The sequence below is a fragment of the Flavisolibacter nicotianae genome (assembly GCF_003628535.1).
Lineage (GTDB): Bacteria > Bacteroidota > Bacteroidia > Chitinophagales > Chitinophagaceae > Flavisolibacter > Flavisolibacter nicotianae.
In genome coordinates this window covers 176,555-194,022 of sequence record NZ_RBCI01000005.1, presented here as the reverse complement: position 1 = coordinate 194,022, position 17,468 = coordinate 176,555, and the positions used below count along the sequence as shown (strand labels likewise).

The 17,468-nt window shown below is 48.1% G+C and carries 16 protein-coding genes; 2 read left to right on the top strand and 14 right to left on the bottom strand.

Annotated features, from left to right (window positions below; all coding sequences use genetic code 11):
- Window positions 1-175: 175 nt before the first annotated feature.
- From D6024_RS15570 to D6024_RS15540, 7 genes are all read right to left on the bottom strand, one after another.
- The gene (locus D6024_RS15570) at window positions 176-1,369 is read right to left on the bottom strand and encodes an NAD(P)/FAD-dependent oxidoreductase (RefSeq protein ID WP_121355567.1); all 1,194 of its coding nucleotides are present in this window, start codon (window positions 1,367-1,369) and stop codon (window positions 176-178) included.
- 137 nt (window positions 1,370-1,506) lie between these two features.
- Window positions 1,507-1,812 (bottom strand): rhodanese-like domain-containing protein, encoded by a 306-nt coding sequence (locus D6024_RS15565; protein WP_121355566.1) that lies wholly within the window; start codon window positions 1,810-1,812, stop codon window positions 1,507-1,509.
- A 30-nt stretch (window positions 1,813-1,842) separates the two neighbouring features.
- Window positions 1,843-3,261, bottom strand: a complete 1,419-nt coding sequence (locus D6024_RS15560) for an MBL fold metallo-hydrolase (RefSeq protein ID WP_121355565.1) — start codon at window positions 3,259-3,261, stop codon at window positions 1,843-1,845.
- Window positions 3,262-3,514: 253 nt separating this feature from the next.
- Window positions 3,515-4,516: an MlaD family protein gene (locus D6024_RS15555; protein WP_162944794.1), complete on the bottom strand. Its 1,002-nt coding sequence runs from the start codon at window positions 4,514-4,516 to the stop codon at window positions 3,515-3,517.
- Window position 4,517: 1 nt separating this feature from the next.
- Complete coding sequence (locus D6024_RS15550) at window positions 4,518-5,288, bottom strand: ABC transporter ATP-binding protein (protein WP_121355563.1); 771 nt, start codon at window positions 5,286-5,288, stop codon at window positions 4,518-4,520.
- Window positions 5,288-6,058 carry an MlaE family ABC transporter permease gene (locus tag D6024_RS15545; RefSeq protein WP_121355562.1) on the bottom strand — a complete coding sequence of 257 codons (771 nt, stop codon included), beginning with the start codon at window positions 6,056-6,058 and terminating at the stop codon, window positions 5,288-5,290. The genes D6024_RS15550 and D6024_RS15545 overlap by 1 nt, the downstream gene beginning before the upstream one ends.
- 62 nt (window positions 6,059-6,120) lie before the next feature.
- Entirely contained in the window at window positions 6,121-6,525 is a 405-nt protein-coding gene (locus D6024_RS15540) for a hypothetical protein (protein WP_121355561.1), read from the bottom strand.
- A gap of 469 nt (window positions 6,526-6,994) precedes the next feature.
- Here D6024_RS15540 and D6024_RS15530 point away from each other — a divergent pair, with 469 nt between their 5' ends.
- Window positions 6,995-7,465, top strand: a complete 471-nt coding sequence (locus D6024_RS15530; RefSeq protein WP_121355559.1) for a pyridoxamine 5'-phosphate oxidase family protein — start codon at window positions 6,995-6,997, stop codon at window positions 7,463-7,465.
- 9 nt (window positions 7,466-7,474) lie between these two features.
- Here D6024_RS15530 and D6024_RS15525 read toward each other — a convergent pair whose 3' ends face one another.
- From D6024_RS15525 to D6024_RS15510, 4 genes are all read right to left on the bottom strand, one after another.
- Entirely contained in the window at window positions 7,475-7,843 is a 369-nt protein-coding gene (locus D6024_RS15525; protein ID WP_121355558.1) for a GerW family sporulation protein, read from the bottom strand.
- A 44-nt stretch (window positions 7,844-7,887) separates the two neighbouring features.
- The gene (locus D6024_RS15520; protein ID WP_121355557.1) at window positions 7,888-9,486 is read right to left on the bottom strand and encodes a L,D-transpeptidase family protein; all 1,599 of its coding nucleotides are present in this window, start codon (window positions 9,484-9,486) and stop codon (window positions 7,888-7,890) included.
- A gap of 19 nt (window positions 9,487-9,505) precedes the next feature.
- Window positions 9,506-10,333 (bottom strand): hypothetical protein, encoded by an 828-nt coding sequence (locus D6024_RS15515; RefSeq protein WP_121355556.1) that lies wholly within the window; start codon window positions 10,331-10,333, stop codon window positions 9,506-9,508.
- A 118-nt stretch (window positions 10,334-10,451) separates the two neighbouring features.
- Window positions 10,452-11,507: a response regulator gene (locus tag D6024_RS15510; protein WP_121355688.1), complete on the bottom strand. Its 1,056-nt coding sequence runs from the start codon at window positions 11,505-11,507 to the stop codon at window positions 10,452-10,454.
- Between the two features lie 310 nt (window positions 11,508-11,817).
- Between D6024_RS15510 and D6024_RS15505 the strand changes: the two genes are divergently transcribed.
- Window positions 11,818-13,356, top strand: coding sequence for a sensor histidine kinase (locus D6024_RS15505; RefSeq protein WP_162944792.1), 1,539 nt, complete (start codon window positions 11,818-11,820; stop codon window positions 13,354-13,356).
- A gap of 457 nt (window positions 13,357-13,813) precedes the next feature.
- On the opposite strand, the gene D6024_RS15500 is transcribed toward D6024_RS15505, so the two are convergent.
- From D6024_RS15500 to D6024_RS15490, 3 genes are all read right to left on the bottom strand, one after another.
- Window positions 13,814-14,206 (bottom strand): hypothetical protein, encoded by a 393-nt coding sequence (locus D6024_RS15500; protein WP_121355554.1) that lies wholly within the window; start codon window positions 14,204-14,206, stop codon window positions 13,814-13,816.
- Window positions 14,207-14,368: 162 nt separating this feature from the next.
- The gene (locus tag D6024_RS15495) at window positions 14,369-14,812 is read right to left on the bottom strand and encodes an Hsp20/alpha crystallin family protein (RefSeq protein ID WP_121355553.1); all 444 of its coding nucleotides are present in this window, start codon (window positions 14,810-14,812) and stop codon (window positions 14,369-14,371) included.
- 83 nt (window positions 14,813-14,895) lie between these two features.
- The gene (locus D6024_RS15490) at window positions 14,896-17,412 is read right to left on the bottom strand and encodes a cation-translocating P-type ATPase (protein ID WP_162944791.1); all 2,517 of its coding nucleotides are present in this window, start codon (window positions 17,410-17,412) and stop codon (window positions 14,896-14,898) included.
- Window positions 17,413-17,468 lie beyond the last annotated feature (56 nt).

Sequence of the window (17,468 nt, the reverse complement as noted above, 5' to 3'; positions counted from 1 at the left end):
TTCACCTGCCGACGACTAAAAATACGTATTCGACGGTGTTGTTGAATGGACGCTGCTTGTTAAAAGCGTTAAAATGTACCCGCTTTCGATATGGGTCAATGGCATCAATAAAAAACGAGCCTGCAACTGTGCAAGCTCGCTAGCGACGCTAAATAACTTAATAAAAAAATGAACGTTACATTTTTCCCGGCAGGATCTTGTGCCAATACAACCAGGGAAGTACCCGGCGCTTCAACTGGTACATGCTCCATCGCTCTTTGCTTTGATCGAAAGGAAAGGTTTCCACCGGTTTGTTGCTGTAATCAAATTCGGCCAATACCAGCTTACCATAACCGGTTACGACCGGGCAGGATGTATAGCCATTGTAAGATGCTTCCAGTGGTTTTCCCTCCATAAATGCCAACAGGTTTTTGACAAGAACCGGTGCCTGTTTACGAATTGCCGCACCCGTTTTTGACGTCGGCAGACTGGACGCATCACCGAGCGAGAAAATGTTTGCATAGCGGGTATGTTGCAAGGTGTATTTGTCCACATCAACCCAGCCGGCTTCGTTGGCAAGCACACTTTGACGGATAAAATCAGGCGCACTTTGCGGCGGTGTTACATGGATCATATCAAAATCCACAACATATTCTTCACCCTTATTCTCCTCACCGAATCCAACAAACCTGGCCTTTTTATTTTCGCCATCAATCTCTGTGAGCTTTACAAAAAAATGAAGATCAATGTGGTCTTTTTCCACCACTTTTAAAAGGGTCTTTTCATACTTTGGAACACCGAATAACTTCGTCCCGCCGCTCCAGTATTCGATTTTGATGGTATCGAGCAAACCATGCCGGCGGAAATAATCGGCCGCCAGGTACATGATCTTGTGTGGCGCCCCGCCGCATTTCACCGGTGTGTGCGGGTTGTGGAAAATCGCCTTACCGCTTTTCAAATGTTTAATGCATTCAAAGGTATAGGGCGCAGTTTGAAAACTATAATTGGAGCAGACTCCATTCTTCCCCAACGACTCTTTCAGCCCCTTCACATCGTCCCAGTTGAGTTGAATACCCGGAGCCACCACGAGAGTATCGTAACGGACAGTGGTTTTATCTTTTAGGATGACCGCATTGTTTGCAGGATCGAAACTTTCAACCCGTTGCTGGATCCAACTGGCTCCTTTCGGAATGACACTGGCTTCGTTCCGGACAGTTTTATAAATATCAAAAGCACCGGCACCAACCAGGGTCCAAGCGGGCTGGTAATAGTGCTCACTGGCGGGGTCGATTATCGCGATGTCCAGGTGTTTGTTGCGGCGGAGAAGTTGGGCAGCAACCGAAATACCTGCATTGCCGCCTCCAACGATGACAATTTGGTGGTGTTGCATAAAATTGGCTTTTTATCGAAGCTACTCCAAGCCTTTGCAAATAATAGTGACCAATGTCACAACCAAAACAAATTTTTAAACAAAATCTGGTTGCAGGTTCCCGCTGCGCGTTTCAATCCTGCTTACAGGCGAACCTACTAAACGATATTGTTCAGCGCCGACCACGAACCGCCATTGATCGCCTGCAGGCCCCTGCCTTCCAAAAATGATTTTGCCGTTCCGCTACGCATCCCGCTTTGACAAACAATGATGAGAGGTTTTTGGTAGCTTCTCAGTTCGTCCACTTTTTGCTTTAATTCGTTCAACGGAAAATTCTTCGACGTTTTGATGTGGCCACTGTTGTATTCCGCTGGTGTGCGAACATCAATAATGACGGCGCCCTGATCGATCAATTGCCGCAGATCACCGGATGTATTTTTGAAGATATTTTGGAAAAATCCCATGTCAATTTTTTAAGAATGAAAACCGGCTGCCTACAATTCTGTAGCAGACGGAACGAAAGCTGTTGTATGAAAACGGCCTAACTCTTTCAACGCCTTAAATCCGCCTTTGATATCGATGATGTTCCGGTAGCCCCTGGCCCGCAAGATCGAAGCAAAAATCATGGAGCGGTAACCTCCGGCACAATGAACATACACCTGCCCGTTCTTCTTTACTTTCAGCATGCTTTCGTTGATGTAATCCAACGGCGCATTGTCGGCTTCCACAAGATGTTCACTGTCGTATTCGCTCTTACGCCGCACGTCAAGGATCTGCAAAGGAGATTTTTCCATACGGCCAGCCAGTTCTTCGGCGGTAATCGATTCAATTTGATCGACCTCTTTTCCGGCAGCCTTCCAGGCATTGAAACCTCCTTTTAAAAAACCGATGGCATTGTCGTACCCCACCCTTGCCAGGCGGGTGACAATTTCTTCTGCACGACCTTCGTCGGCTACAAGCAGAATAGGTTGTTTGATGTCGGATACCAGTGTACCCACCCAGGGTGCAAAATTGCCATCAACGCCAATGTTAATCGAATTTGGAATGAATCCTTTGGCAAATTGTTGCGCCTCTCTTGTATCAAGAACCATTGCACCTGTTTCGTTCGCGGCTGTTTCAAAAGCTTCAACGCTCAACGGCTGAGTACCACGCTTTACCACCGCATTGATGCTATCGTAGCCCTGGATATTCAACAAGACGTTCAACGGGAAATATTGTGGCGGCGCAGTCAGACCGGTCAGCACTTCCCTGATAAACGCCTCTTTCCCCATCCCGGTGCGTAGCGCATAATTGGTCTTTTTCTGGTGACCCAAGGTGTCCGTTGTTTCCTTGCTCATCTTTTTTCCACAGGCGCTTCCGGCGCCGTGTGCCGGATAAACGATAATGTCGTCGGCCAGCGGCATGATCTTGTTTCGAAGTGAATCATAAAGATGACCGGCAAGGATTTCCGGCGTCAGGTCTGCGATAACCTTTTGGGCCAGGTCTGGTCGCCCCACGTCTCCAATGAATAAGGTATCGCCGCTGAAAAGTGCAATGTCCTTTCCTTTTTCGTCCCGCAAAAGATAGCACGCACTTTCCATTGTATGCCCCGGTGTGTGAAGCACCTGAAACGAAACCGCTCCGAGTTTGATTTCTTCACCATCGGCTGCTATATGGGCTTCGAAGGCCGGTTTTGCTGTCGGTCCGTACACAATCGTAGCTCCCGTTTGCCGTGCAAGGTCCAGGTGACCGGAAACAAAGTCAGCATGAAAATGCGTTTCAAATATGTAACGGATTTTCGCACCGTTGCGGGCTGCCTTTTCAAGATAGGGTTGCACCTCCCGTAATGGATCAATCACCACAGCTTCGCCGTTGCTTTCGATATAATAAGCGCCTTGTGCCAGGCAACCTGTATAGATTTGTTCAATTTTCATACTCCAGCATTTTATGGCGTAAAATTGACAATTTCAAGAAGGAAAAAGAGTGACATTTATCACGTGTGAAAACAGGATTTCAACATTGTGTTGAATGGAAAATATCGCCGAAAAAGCTGGCGCCATGTACACTGCATTTGACTTACCAAAATGTAGTGGTGTGCTATTAAAAGCCAAAAAGAAATAACGATTTTGTCAACTGATCGACAAAGGCATCGTCTATGACCAATCCGCAGGGAATGCAGGTACCTGCCTAATATTTCCCGCCTTTCCCGGACCGTTCCCGTTTTTGCTTTTCCTGCCTGCGGAAATACCCGCGGAAAAGAAAGCTTTGCTTTAAAGCTTCCATGACTTCTTTCAACGCACGGGCATCGTGCTCGATATCGCCGACGCCATTGCGCAGTTGTTGCGCCATCGTTTCATCTTTCAATAACGTATGAATGGTTCCTTTGCCCTCGTTGACATCAGAGGTAATACCTGCCACAAATCCGTTGATCCGGGATGAAAGCGAATCAGCGGCCACCCCGATGTTTTTTATTTTATCTACCGCTTCCGTTGCGGCGAGTGCGATCGACGAATCACGTACCAGTTTACCGATGGTTCCTTTGCCATCCCGCACATCGTTCACCACGACCGACACATCGGCTAAAATATGGTTAATGGAAACAGTTGCCGCCTTTAGCCGTTGAAGCGATTGCCGGACGTTGGCAGGCAGCGATTCGTCTTCCAGTACTTCCCACAGAGCCTTGCTTTTATTGATGCGCATGACCGTATGTTTGATCTCCGTGGCGATCGAAGCAATATCGTTGTTTGTCTGGTTAAGCACTTTCAGCATTTCATCTGTATTAAGCCCTTTTACGCCCTGTAACACATCGCCTTCTTCCACTTCTGGAGCCGGAAGTTTGGACGGCTCGATATTGACGACCATGTTACCGATCAATCCATCCGTTGCGATACTGATTTTTGCGTTACGGTGAATAAATTTTTTCATCTTGGTTTTCACCAGCAGCGTCACTTCGATAATCGTGTCGTCCAGGACCTCCACCGTTTTTACACTGCCGGCATCGATGCCCGCAAAACGAACGTTGTTCCCCGGCATCAGGCCGTGAACATTTTCGAATTGAGCCCGAAATGCAAAGGTTTTTCCGAACAGGTTTTGGTTTTTACCAATCACGTATAGCAGCATCACCAGGAATCCAACGCCTGCAATCATAAACACACCGAGCTTTGTGGTATCGACTTTCTTGTTTGCCATTTTATTCAAAAAAATTTTTAACCTGCGGGTCGGATGAACGTTCGAGTTCAGCATATGTGCCCTCTGCATAACAGCGGCCGTCGAGCAATACGATGATCCGGTCTGCCGTTCGCCGGATGCATTTCATGTCGTGTGAAATAATGAGCGAAGACGTTTTGTACTTGTGTTGAACTTCAATCATCAGTTCACTGATCTCTTTCCCCGTAATTGGATCGAGGCCGGTTGTCGGTTCATCATAAAGGATAATATCCGGTTTGAGAATCAGTGTTCTTGCCAGCGCAATTCGTTTGCGCATTCCGCCCGATAATTCTTCGGGCATCATGTCCAGCGTCTCTTCCAATCCAACATTATCCAGGGCCTCCATCACAAGGCCATCGACCTCGCCCTGGCTAACATTCATCCAGTGGCGTCGCAGCGGGAATTCAAGATTCTGCCGCACGGTCATTGAATCATAGAGGGCATTTCCCTGGAACAAGAACCCGATCTTTACCCGGAGGCGATCGAGGGCTTCTTCATTCAGGTCGACGATGTTTTCCCCCAATACCTGTATGCTTCCGCTGTCCGGTTCGAGGAGACGGATGATACACTTGATCAAAACAGATTTTCCCGAACCCGATTTACCCAAAACAACGAGGTTTTCACCCTGGTTTAAAACGAGATCGAAATGAGCCAGCACCTGATTGTCGCCAAACGACTTGGCCAGTTCGTGAATGGCGATCACCGGCTCTGCCGTTGCTTTTGCTTTAACGACGGGAATGGGTTCCGGTAACATCAGTTCAGATTTAAAATATCGGTGACCTGCACGGCCACCAGATCGATCACAAATACCGTAACCGAAGAAATCACAACAGCCATGTTGGCTGACCGGCCCACACCTTCGGTTCCTTTACGGGAATGATACCCCTTGTAGCAACCGATCACCCCAATGGCAAAGCCGAAAAAAAAGGTTTTGATGAAAGCGGGCAAGACGTCACCAAATTCAAGAATACCGGTCACCTGTGTATAAAAAAGCGAGAAACTGGTATTGCCACGGATATTCACTCCCAGGTAAGAACCATACAAGGCAATGGCGTCGGCCAGTAAAACCAGTATCGGCAGCATCAATGTTGTGGCAAGCACCCGCGTCACCACCAGGTATTTGAACGGGTTTGTGCCGGAGACCTCCATGGCGTCGATTTGTTCCGTCACCCGCATCGATCCGAGTTCGGCACCGATGCTGCTCCCGATTTTCCCGGCAAAAATCAGCGCTGTGATAACAGGTCCCAGTTCCCGAAACACGGCAACGGAAATCATGGACGGAAGTTGTGCCTCCACACCATATTCCGTAAGCGAAGGCCGCAACTGGATAGTCAGAACAAGACCCATGATAAAACCAGTCAGCCCAATCAGCGGCAGCGACTGGTAACCGATGACATAGCACTGCCGGATAAATTCATTGAGTTCGAACCGGGGCTTGTAAACCTGCTTGAAAAACCGGGCGGCAAACGAGGAAATTGCCCCGGTTTCGGTAAAAAAAGCTTTTGTATTCTCGCTGGTATTCATGACCGCATGATTTGTCAATCTGTTTCGCAGGCAGGAACCGGGCGGCGATTCATCATTCGTGGTCACAACCGCTTGGCCCTGTCGCCCCAGCCTGCACCTTGTTGTTCCTCTGCCGCTACCCGGCCGATTTCATTTTGTTCGTCGAGAGTCAGGGCATCGGTGCCTGCTGTCTGAACCCACCGCTCTCCTTCTTTCCGGAAAATTTGGGCATGCAGGCCGAAAGCCGTTTCAAAGGCCTGCTCCACGGCACCTGTCGTAACGGAAGGCTCGATCGACACGGCATTGTCCAACGATTTCGTTGTTAAATCCCGCAGGCGCATTTCGCCTTTGTACCAATTTGTTTTTCGTGATTCTTCGCCGATACCGTGTGGCGTATTGCAAAACCGGATTGAAAGGAATGGGTAAGCCGTGCTGAAGCGTTGCTGAATATCGTTTACAGTCGTTGTTTCATAAATCACGATTTTCATGGCATTGCATTTTTTTGAACGAGAATTTCATAAACCTTCAGTAAGATGGCAACAAGAAGATTCCTGAATGCTGTTGCAGCAAGAACAACAAGCACCAGTACCGTAAGCCAGGCAGCATACCGGCAAAGCAGGGAATTCGCCGAAAGAATAGACTGTAGCATGGTTGTCTTTTTTTACTGCTACCTTAAAACTACTCTCTTTTCCAGGTGCGGACCATGACTGCCGTTAGAAAAGAACTTGTTTTTAATCACTTTCAGAAGAGCAGTTTCCGGTCAAAAAGGTGCGTTTCGTTTGGAGGGTTGCAAATGCCGGGTAGGCCAATCTGGAAACACAATTTCTTGACGCGATCTGATTTCGCGTTTAACGTTTATCAGGCAAACAGGAACGTGACGGTTATCATAGAGGAAACTATCGCCAGTCATAGCCACAAGCTGGTTGAAGAGACTATTTTCAACTCAATAACCGCGTCATGTTAAAAATTCTACCTGCCGACCAGATCGAGGACGTTTTACGAAAAAACATCATTGGCCGTCTTGGCTGCCACGCAGATGGTGAAACCTATGTTATTCCCATCAACTTTGTGTACGATGACAAAGGCCTTTACAGCTACACACTCCAGGGAAAGAAAACGGCCATGATGCGTAAAAATCCACGTGTGTGTTTTCAAACAGATGACATGGGGAACGGCAACTGGCGAAGTGTGATTGTACAAGGCGTGTATGTGGAGGTAACAGAGATTGTGGAACGACACAACGCTTTGCAACTGCTCTCGAACCGGTACCTTCCCTTCGTCTCCAGTGTTAAATCACACCTGGGAGCAAACTGGCCTTTTCATCCCGGTGATGAAAACGAGATTGACGGCGTTGTTTTCCGAATCGATGTGCTGGAAAAATCAGGCCGTTTCGAATCTTTTGTTTATGCCCCGACCTTCCCGGGATAAAAGAAGTAATCAGCGCATTCGCGGAAAAACGAAATGACGGACCAGCATACCAATGATCATTCCTGCTAACAAACTTCTAAACGAACCTGCAGGAATAAAACGGGTACCCGCTGGCGTAATTTCAAAAACACCTTTTGCACAAGCGTGCAGGCCACCACCACCGCCAGCACCTTCTGGTTGGTCGCCTGTATCCTGCAGTTCGACACCACGCCTTTTCCCCGGGCCATGCCCGTGACCGCCGCCGAAACCGTAGGCGATTTTCGCAACTGGAATAATGGTTTTGTCGCCGGCTTGAATGGGCTCGCCAAATACGTTTCGGACCGTTGCGGCCTGTCCCAAATCAGATGAAAGACGTTCGACCAGATTTTCGTTTGCCATGGCTAATTTTTAAAAGGTGTAAAATCATGTTTAACGCTGACCATTTACCAACCGACGGCGAACTGGTTGTTTCCCACCAATGCTTCCGCCGTTAACCGGTCGTTTAACTTACCATACACATCTTCGTAAAAACGGAGATCACCATTGGCCGTATACCATACCGTGCTGTAAAGAACCACGAGCGGCAGTCGTTTCTGCACAGGCACGGGCAGAGGCGACTGGTGCTCCAGGCAACCTTTTGCCGTTAAGGTATCAATCGCGATGCGGTTAAAGCCCAGGAGGTAGCGGGCCAGTTCAATGGGTTTTTCTATCCGCATACAACCGTGGCTGTAATACCGCCTGTCGGAAGAAAAAAGTGTTTTCGTTGGGGTATCATGCAGGTAGACCGTAAACGGGTTGGAGAAGTTGAATTTTACAATGCCCAACGCATTATCACAACCCGTCGATTGGCGAATGACGTATGGAAAATAACCGCGGCTCAATGCCCACCAGTTGATGGAATAGGGATTCACCGCATGTCCGCTCCTGTTTAAAACCTGGTAGTTGCCTTCTTCAAGGTAACCGATATTCCGCCTTATCCGCGGCAGCATTTCTTTTGTTGCAATTTTCGACGGCACCATCCAATACGGATAAAGGATCACTTCTGTGATTGTGCTTGTCAGCGTCGGCGACGGCGTAGACTTCTTTCCTGCAATGACCTTTGATTCAAACAGGATTTTTCCGTTTTCATACAGGAAAAAACGCGTTGCAGCCAGGTTGAGCACCAACACAGGCCCGCTTTTTTCCAGTTGATCCAGCCACCGCAAGGTGTTGATAAAAATCCGGAGCGCTTGTATCCGCTGCCTAAGCGGCACATTCAAGGCAGCAAGCGTAGCACTCCCGATCTTGCCGTCTTCCTGGAGATCGAACTGGCGCTGGGCAAGCTTTAAGTTCTGACTTACTTCCATTTTCGTTGCCGACGACATACCATTTTCCGTGATGCCGAGTTGTACCAATCGCCGTAACAAGGAGCGATTGGTGCTGTCGACTTTTGTAGAAATCACTTTGGCATCGTTGAAGCCATCTGCTGCAGCCGCCTGCTGAAACGTTGCCAGTTGCATGAGTGCGTTGGTGTAAGCAGGTTGCACTGGCTGGATGGATGCCATGAAGTTTGACAGGCTGGCGTTTGCAACGGCTAATCCAAGTTCTTCCGCCAGCTTTTCCGTTCCAGGCGCATAGCGCAATCCGTCGTACCGAAAAGCAGGTGGACGGTTACCATTTTTTACATCTGAAAAAAAATGAAGCGCCGCATCTGTAAACCGCAGGTCTGTTTCAACAGAGTCGGTGCGGGTTTTCAGCGGCCTGTGATCAGTGCCTGTTTGAAAAAAGGCTGGCTGATAATCCGTTTCATCCAGTCCCAGTGCGGAAGCAGTTTGCAGTATTTGGCGCAAACTGTTTTGCAACGCAGGTTTTCCAAGCCAAGCCAATTGCCGGTTGCTAGCGGTATAAAAGCGCACCAGCAAAGCATAGCGTGGCCAGGATCTGTATTTTTCCAGCTCCTGTGTACTTACCTGCTGTCCGAAGCACGATAGAAAAAGAAGGAGAGAAAAAAGCAAACCTCCGATGCGGCACTGACAACTGCTGCGAAATAATTTCCTATCCATCAAAAACGTTCTGTAAATCCTAACGGTGGGCAATGAATACCGGTACCTGGTGATTCTTGATTATGTCAGCCACAAAGCTTTTCCTGAATGCCTGCGATAAGGTTGAGCGACCAAAGGACCCGCTGACCAGCATTGAATTTTTCTGATCGGAAATCCAGGAGGTAAAGTATTTTTTCGGGTTCGCATCCATTTTGTAAAACGTCAGGTCGGGAAAATGCTGTGTGGCCAGTTCGACGATCGATTCCCGTGAAGGAAAATCAGCGCCCTCGTTCCCTTCCACGTAAACGAGGAGTGTCTTGTTGGCAGCGAGTTCAGGGAAGAGATAAGCAAACTGCTTGATGGCATAAACCGATTCGCAGCTACCGTCGTAGGCAAGGATATTGTTGTTGGGAAACTCCATTTTTTCCGGCACGATCAACGCCGGGCATTCCGACTCGTGCAAGGCCGTTTGCATATAATCGTATTGGTTAGCGCCGACGATCTGCTTGTAAAACAATTCGCCGCTGAGCACCATCACATCGGCAAAGCGTGACTCTTTTTTTAATTCGGGGAGGGCAAATTCATAAAAATCCTTGTGTACGCGGTAACGGATATTGTTGTGGCGGCAACGTTCCTCGAAGAGCTGAATATTTTTTGCCACTTCTTCATTTTCCTCCTCCTCCAGCAATGGTACATAAACGGCGCCGGAACCGGCTGCGGCAGCATAGCTCCACAAATTTGCGTAATCCAGCTGGGGAACAAAGACTCCGGTTGCAAGGACTGGCTGAATCTCATTTAGCCTGCGAACAAATTCAAAAGCGCTGTTGGAAAAGTTGTTTCCGTCAACAACAAAGAGTACTTTTTTCATATCCCAGAATTTGCTTTCAAGCTACTCGATCCCGAAGCGGAGAGCAATGACAATCGCTAGGAAAGAGATTGATCTTCATCAGCAGAATAGCAAAGCTGGTAAACGGTTTGCGTCAGCCCTAATTGGCCAGGTGTTCCAATTTTTCCATGTACAGGACCTTTATTTTTCCCTCTATCACATCGATTAATTTTTCCGCTTTAAAATCCGCCAGCGTCCGAATGAGAGACTCTGTTGCTGTTCCGGCAACGGCAGCAAGATTTTCGCGGCTGAGCGAGATCAGGCAATTGTTGTGCGGATCCAGCGATTTACGGCAAACAGATACGAGGGCATCCGCCACTTTTTTCCGCAACGAATTGTACGCAATGCGAATCAACTGTTCTTCCCGTTCGGCTACATCACTTGCCAGTATTTTGATAAACCGACGGGAAACCTCATTATTCGAATGGATCAACTCTTCAAACTCGCTTTTCAGTATGGCGATCACCTCCGACTCTTCCAGCACCTCGGCGTTTTCCCGGTACACGGTATTTTCGAGCAAAGCGATATAGCCGAAAAACTCACCGCTGTTCACAATGTGCAGGATGAATTCTTTGCCGTCCTCGTTCGTCTTGTAAATTTTCACCTTTCCTTTTTTCAGGTAATAAAGCCGGATCGGATGATTGCCTTCATTGTAGATGCGCTGCTTTTTTTTGAACAGGTCAACATCCCTCCCTTCCAGAAGGCCCTGCAACACTTTTTCGCCTGGCGCTTTCGAGGCTTTAGCACCGACGTCTTCCCCGACGCTTTGGAACTGTTGGCGGATTGTCTCCGCCTTTTTCAGCCTTCCCTCAATGGCATTCAGCAAGTCCGTAGGATCGAAAGGCTTAGTTATATAGTCGTCGGCGCCAAGTGACATGCCCCGCCTGATTTCTTCCCTCTCTGTTTTAGCCGTTAGAAAAATAAAGGGTGTATTTTGCAGTTCGGGATTGTGCTGCACCATGTGCAATACACCGTAGCCATCCAGTTCGGGCATCATAATATCGCACAGAATAAGATCGGGTTTGCTGGCAAGCGCTTTTTCAATTCCTTCTTTTCCGTTGGCGGCGGCGAAAACATGGTAGTGGGAAAGTTCCAGGATTTCGGTCGTGTTTTCCAGAATGTCTTTATTATCCTCAATGACAAGAATTTTTTTCATATGCATGGTTGTCTGAATAAGAATCTCCGAAAAGGACGGCAATTGCTTGTTTGACGGGTACTTTCTGGATAAAACAGAGCATACCAAAACTACCGATTTGCCACCCGTGAAAGATGACAATGATCAAAAATGGAGATGATGAAAATCAGAAGGACATATTTACAGCGGCAGCGAGAAATTGAATCCAAAATCGCTTTTCGCACCCCTCTTTGCAAAACATCCTTGAACGAAAGACAGAGGTGATCAAAGTCAAATAAACCGGGCACGAAACTCAGTTGTATTGTGGGCAAAAAAAACCGTCTTTGCACCCATGGTCGACGCGACAACTACATTCGGAAACGAAACCGTTTATCTTCATTCGCTGTTCGATACCCTGGACCAGCCGGTGATCGCAACAGATGCAGCGTATGTTGTTCGTTATTGGAACGATGCAGCCGAACGAACGCTGGGGTATCCTGCGGCAATGATCCTCGGTAAAAAACCACGTTCTCTGCTCAAATTTCTTTGGCCAGCCGAAGCAAGAACAAGCCTCCGAAAAACCTTTCTCCACGGCGACCAGTGGAAAGCAACCATACAGTTTAAAACAAAAGATTCCGGGTTCCTTCCGCTACAGGTGTCGGCCTCGGCCATCCGAAACACGGCAGGTGATAAACCCGGCTATATCTTTCTTTTCAACAGGGCAAACAAACAAGACAAACAGAAAGCCGTGGACCCCGCCGCTGGACTACCCTACAGGAAGCAGGGCCTGTTTGAAACCTTTATGGAAAACAGCCCCATCCTCTCGTGGATCATGGATAAAAATGGATTGATCAAATACCTGAACCCGGCCTGCAGCCGAACCTTTCATCTGACACAAGCGGCCATTGAGCAACCATTGGGCGAGGTATTTCCGCAACCGATGGCAGCTTCCATCAGGGAAAACGCGACCATTGTTTACAAATTAAAACAGCCGTATAAAACCATTGAAAATGCCATCACGCCAGACGGTGCGGAACGTATTTACCAGGTGATCAAATTTCCAATTGAAACAAACAACGTTGTTTATGTGGGGGGATGGGCGATAGATATTTCGGAAGAAAGCCAACTGCGCAGAAACCTGTCGGACAGTCTCGTGAAGCTGAAAACATCGGAAACCATCCTGAAAGACGCGTTGGAAAAGGAACATCATCTCAATGACATGAAAAGCCGCTTTGTCTCGATGGCTTCACACGAATTCCGCACACCGTTGAGCACTATCCTTTCGTCCATTTACTTGTTGGAACGATACACAACGACGGAACAGCACGCCTACCGGCTGAAACACACCGGCAAGATCAAAGAAGCGATACAGCACCTCAACGACCTGCTGGAAGATTTCCTGACCCTTGGTAAACTGGAAGAAGGCAAGACCGGCGTTAACCTGAAATCCTTTGATCTTCACGTCCTCCTTTCCGGCGTCGTGGAAGAGCTGGAATTGATCAAAAAGAGTGGCCAGCAAATTCTCGTTTCCTTTACCGGCCCTAACCTAATCACATCCGACAAACAAATTGTACGCAACATCCTCCTCAACCTGTTGAACAACGCACTTAAATTTTCGGGCGAAAACAAGCAGATCGTCGTGAAAGCAAGCCACAAGAATAACAGTGTACGCATTGTCGTGCAGGACCAGGGCATCGGTATCAGCAAAGCCGACCAGGATCATCTTTTTCAAACCTTTTTCAGGGGCAGAAATGCGCAGAATATCCAGGGAACCGGTCTCGGATTAAACATCGTAAAACAGTACCTGACCCTGTTAAAGGGATCCGTTCAAATTGAAAGTGAACTGGACAAAGGAACCACCGTAAGCATCTCGTTCCCATCCGCCAAATAAACCTTTCCTTGTCCCACAAGGACCTGGTAGCCGGATAGCCATCCAGCGGGACAATTGGAAATAATTACAAATAATATCCTACTCCTTATTGCCACAACACTCGTTTTTGCCGCCGATACGGGTATCAAACCAATCTTTTTAAAGGAACAGTTCTCCGGAAAAAGAATATGGCAGGTTGTTTTCCAAACCTGCCATACTGTAACGGATAGTTTTCAAAGTCACCTTTGTTTTCTATCCTTATCTAATCCGGACCGTTGGCATTGATGTGCATTTGGTTGTTTGCGTTGGCGAAAAAGCAGGGACTGATTCCGTAAAGCAGCCTGGTCTTTTTCTGCGTTGCCTTCTTAGAATTAGACAAACCGAAGTTACGGTTAACGGACAACATCTTTGCATGATCAATTTCAGCTAAATGCCTGTTTGTCGTCATCGGGCCCATTAAAGATAAACCGCCCACCCGTTAAAATATGCTTTGGATGTAAACCATAAAATTGGCTTTCGAATGCGTAAACAATTCTTCTGCCTTCGCAAATTCACGCCGCAGGTTCAGCTGACCTTCTTCAGCCGCGGCAGAAATGCCACTTCCCCTATCAACTGATTTTTGCAGCAACTGAAGCTGGTTATTTAGTTCGCTCGTCATAAAGTCAATGATCCTCTCCTGTTCCAAAAATTCTTCCTGGAATTGCTCCGCCACGAGCAACGAATTTGGATTGGAGCTGGCATTAATTACCTCGCCCAGCCTGTTTTGAAAATACAGGAGTTCGTCCCTTTGGAAAGTCAGCGTCTGCTGCCAGCTTTCGGCCTCGCGAAAAAATGGATGCGGGAACTGGTCCGGGGAAAAATACTTATTCATAGCGTCCTTCGTTAGCAACCTGAAACCAATGGATAAGAACAAAACCCGGATGCAACGTCGAGTTGTCATTCCGAACTTTATTGCAGGACCAAAGAAGCGAAACCGCAAAGAACCCTGCTGACGAAGCAGCAGGGTTGCAAACAGAAAGAGAAGCCAGGACGTTTATTTCACATCGATTTTTTTGGAAAGCATGGCTTTTTTGGCCTCCTCTTTACGGGGCAGCGTTAGCCTTAATTCACCGTTTTCGTAGCGGGCATCGATTGCTTCCTGCTTTACATCATCCGGCAGCGAGAAGCTGCGGGTGAAAGAGGAATAACTATACTCGCGACGGCTGTAGTTGTCTTCTTTCTGTTCCTTGCTTTCTTCTTTTTCGGAAGAAATTGTCAATACGTTTTCTTCAACGTTGATTTTAAAATCCTCTTTTTTGAGTCCCGGCGCCGCAAGGCTGACCATGTATTTGTCGTTGTCTTCTTTAATGTTGACGGCAGGAACATTTGCAATCCTGTTCATGTTCCGGCTGTCGTCGAACCATTGGCTCATCGGCCTGAAGAAATCTTCAAATACGTTGGGCATCAGCGCGGGTCTTGTCAGTGATCTGGTAGCCATACAAATCTTTTTTCAGGTGATTGAATAATGTTAACAGGGCAAAGCTATTTTTTCCGGCATGCCGGTTCCGAGAACCGTTATCATCAGAAGGCATGTTTGTGGTCAGGGCGGCTGCGCAACCGGTACCGGCCAGCTTTGTACAATTCAAGCCAACCTGTGCAAACAAGTGCGGTGAATAAACAAACGAAAAATGTTGTGACCGTGATGGGAGACAAACCAAACAACTGCTGTACCGGTGGAACAAAGTGTAGCAAAAAAAGGAAAAGCAGCGACAGCAGGAACACGGGTAATGCGAGGCTATTTTTATACTTAACGGTTGTTGCCAACGTTTGCTCAAACGACCGGTTAACATATGTCAGAATAATATTGCTTAGAATAAGCGTGGTAAAAACAACCGTCCGCACTTCCGTGAGTTGATTCCCTTCCCCGGCATATGAATAAAACAACAGGAGAACGCCAAACGCGATTGCCAGCCCCTGGATAATGCTGATAAGCAATTCAGATTTTTCGAACAACCAGGCATCTCTTTTTCGCGGCGGCACATGCATTATATTAGCTTCCGCTGGCTCCCTTTCAAAAAAGATCGAACAGGTCGGACCCATAATCAGTTCCAGGAAGATCACGTGAATGGGGGTAAAAATGTTGGGATATTTCCAACCGAACAATACCGGAAGCGCGGCAACAAGGATAATGGGGATGTGGATCGACACGATGTATCGCACCGCCTTTTTAAAGTTGCTGAAAATTTTTCGTCCCTGCCGGATCGCCGTGGTTATTTTTCGCAGGTCATCGTCGGTGAGGATCAAGTCGGCCGACTGCCGCGCCACTTCGGTTCCTTCCTTGCCCAGGGCTATTCCTATGTCCGAGGCTTTTAATGCGGGACCGTCATTCACACCGTCGCCGGTCATGGCAACAATGTCGCCTTTTTTTTGTAGCGCTTTGATGACCCGCAATTTGGCTTCGGGAAACATACGGGTGAAAAGATTGGATTCGACAACCATGGTCTCCAGCGATTCTTCGCCTGCATCCAGCACCTGGTCGCCTGTAAAAACCGTTTTGCCCTTGTCCATGCCAATTGTATCCGCCACGGAAACAGCCGTTTGCAAATGATCGCCTGTCAGCAATTTAATTGTGATCCCTGCACCATATAATTCCTGCAACACGTCGCGAACGTAAACCTTGGGCGGATCGTTCAACGAAAGCAACCCGATAAAGGTCCAGGGGAAATCATCCTGGTGTACCGGAAAGGTATTGCTGTTGATTCTCGCCATCGCAACGCCTAATACGCGGTGACCTTTGGCCGCCATGTGTTGTGCTTCCTGCATCACACTTTCTTTTTGAGCGGCCGCCAGTTTGCACACCGCCACCAATCTTTCCATGCCACCCTTTGCAGTAGCCAAAACGCCCGATCCGGTTTGATACACATGTGTCATCATCGGCGGGTGTCCCTGCAAAGGATATTCTTTTACCATCGGCCATTGCGGCAATGCCTGTCCTGTGGCTGCATATGCTTCCACAATGGCTTTCTCCATCGAATCAAACGGCGATCGCTCGCTGGCAAGGCCGGCATACAGTAGAACGTCGGCTGCCTCTGCTGTGAGGTGATCGCGGTTCGACAGGCTTGCTGATGGAAAATGAAAAACCGTGTCTACGGTCATTTTGTTGACGGTAATGGTACCTGTTTTGTCGAGGCAGATCACATTGACCGCACCCAGGTTTTCGACCACCTGTGGTTGGCGTGTAATGACACCAAGTTTGGAAATGGCATGCGCCCCAAGGGCCATAAATGACGAAAACGCAACTGGAACTTCTTCAGGAATCGCCGACATGGCCAGTGTAAGCCCATAGAGGAAACTGGCGATAAAACTGTTGCCATGCCAGTAGTTGATGGAAAATATCAGGAAAAAAGCAATGATTCCAAAACCGGCCAGCCGCCGCACAAAAAGGTCGACCTGCCGCTGCAGGGCTGTTTTGGTTTCGGCATAAGTAGAAATGGACTTTCCAAGCTTGCCCAATTCTGTATTGCTGCCCGTCGCCACTACTTCAGCAAGGCAGCGTCCCGAATTGACGACGGTACCCTGGTAAAGCAGGTTGTTATCCACCGTGTCTTTTTCAACCGGAAACGGCTCACCCGTAAGAATGGCTTCGTTTACACTCAGGTCGTTCAATTGGATAACCTTTGCATCGGCCGGCACCTTGTCCCCTTCCTCCACAACAATACAATCGCCGGGTACGACGTCCTGTAAGGGGATTTCTTTTTTTTCGCCGTCCCTGATGACCGTCGCATTGGGCTCGGTTAATTCTTTGAGCGCAGCCAGCGCATTGGCGCTTTTTACTTCCTGGTAAACCGAAATAGCCGATACGAAAATTAGGGCTGCAACCATCATAAAGCCTTCGGACATTTCACCCAACAGGAAATAAAACAGGCAGGCTACAGCCAGCAACAGGAACATGGGTTCCATTACCACGTCGCGCAGTATCCAGAGCAGTCGCTTGGTCTCGTTCAGGCGTAGAACATTTTTTCCGAATTGAAGCAGCCGCTGTTGCGCCGCAGATTCCGAAAGACCACTGATCGATGTGGTAAAAGGTTTTCCTGACACGGCATTCAATTTACACCTGAGAGAGTCGAAAAGCGGCGGCTGAACCGGGAATGTAC

Bases quoted from the DNA above. Each gene is read 5' to 3' on its own strand.
- D6024_RS15570 (WP_121355567.1), bottom strand. From the start codon at position 1,369: ATGCAACACCACCAAATTGTCATCGTTGGAGGCGGCAATGCAGGTATT.
- D6024_RS15565 (WP_121355566.1), bottom strand. From the start codon at position 1,812: ATGGGATTTTTCCAAAATATCTTCAAAAATACATCCGGTGATCTGCGG.
- D6024_RS15560 (WP_121355565.1), bottom strand. From the start codon at position 3,261: ATGAAAATTGAACAAATCTATACAGGTTGCCTGGCACAAGGCGCTTAT.
- D6024_RS15555 (WP_162944794.1), bottom strand. From the start codon at position 4,516: ATGGCAAACAAGAAAGTCGATACCACAAAGCTCGGTGTGTTTATGATT.
- D6024_RS15550 (WP_121355563.1), bottom strand. From the start codon at position 5,288: ATGTTACCGGAACCCATTCCCGTCGTTAAAGCAAAAGCAACGGCAGAG.
- D6024_RS15545 (WP_121355562.1), bottom strand. From the start codon at position 6,058: ATGAATACCAGCGAGAATACAAAAGCTTTTTTTACCGAAACCGGGGCA.
- D6024_RS15540 (WP_121355561.1), bottom strand. From the start codon at position 6,525: ATGAAAATCGTGATTTATGAAACAACGACTGTAAACGATATTCAGCAA.
- D6024_RS15530 (WP_121355559.1), top strand. From the start codon at position 6,995: ATGTTAAAAATTCTACCTGCCGACCAGATCGAGGACGTTTTACGAAAA.
- D6024_RS15525 (WP_121355558.1), bottom strand. From the start codon at position 7,843: ATGGCAAACGAAAATCTGGTCGAACGTCTTTCATCTGATTTGGGACAG.
- D6024_RS15520 (WP_121355557.1), bottom strand. From the start codon at position 9,486: ATGGATAGGAAATTATTTCGCAGCAGTTGTCAGTGCCGCATCGGAGGT.
- D6024_RS15515 (WP_121355556.1), bottom strand. From the start codon at position 10,333: ATGAAAAAAGTACTCTTTGTTGTTGACGGAAACAACTTTTCCAACAGC.
- D6024_RS15510 (WP_121355688.1), bottom strand. From the start codon at position 11,507: ATGAAAAAAATTCTTGTCATTGAGGATAATAAAGACATTCTGGAAAAC.
- D6024_RS15505 (WP_162944792.1), top strand. From the start codon at position 11,818: ATGGTCGACGCGACAACTACATTCGGAAACGAAACCGTTTATCTTCAT.
- D6024_RS15500 (WP_121355554.1), bottom strand. From the start codon at position 14,206: ATGAATAAGTATTTTTCCCCGGACCAGTTCCCGCATCCATTTTTTCGC.
- D6024_RS15495 (WP_121355553.1), bottom strand. From the start codon at position 14,812: ATGGCTACCAGATCACTGACAAGACCCGCGCTGATGCCCAACGTATTT.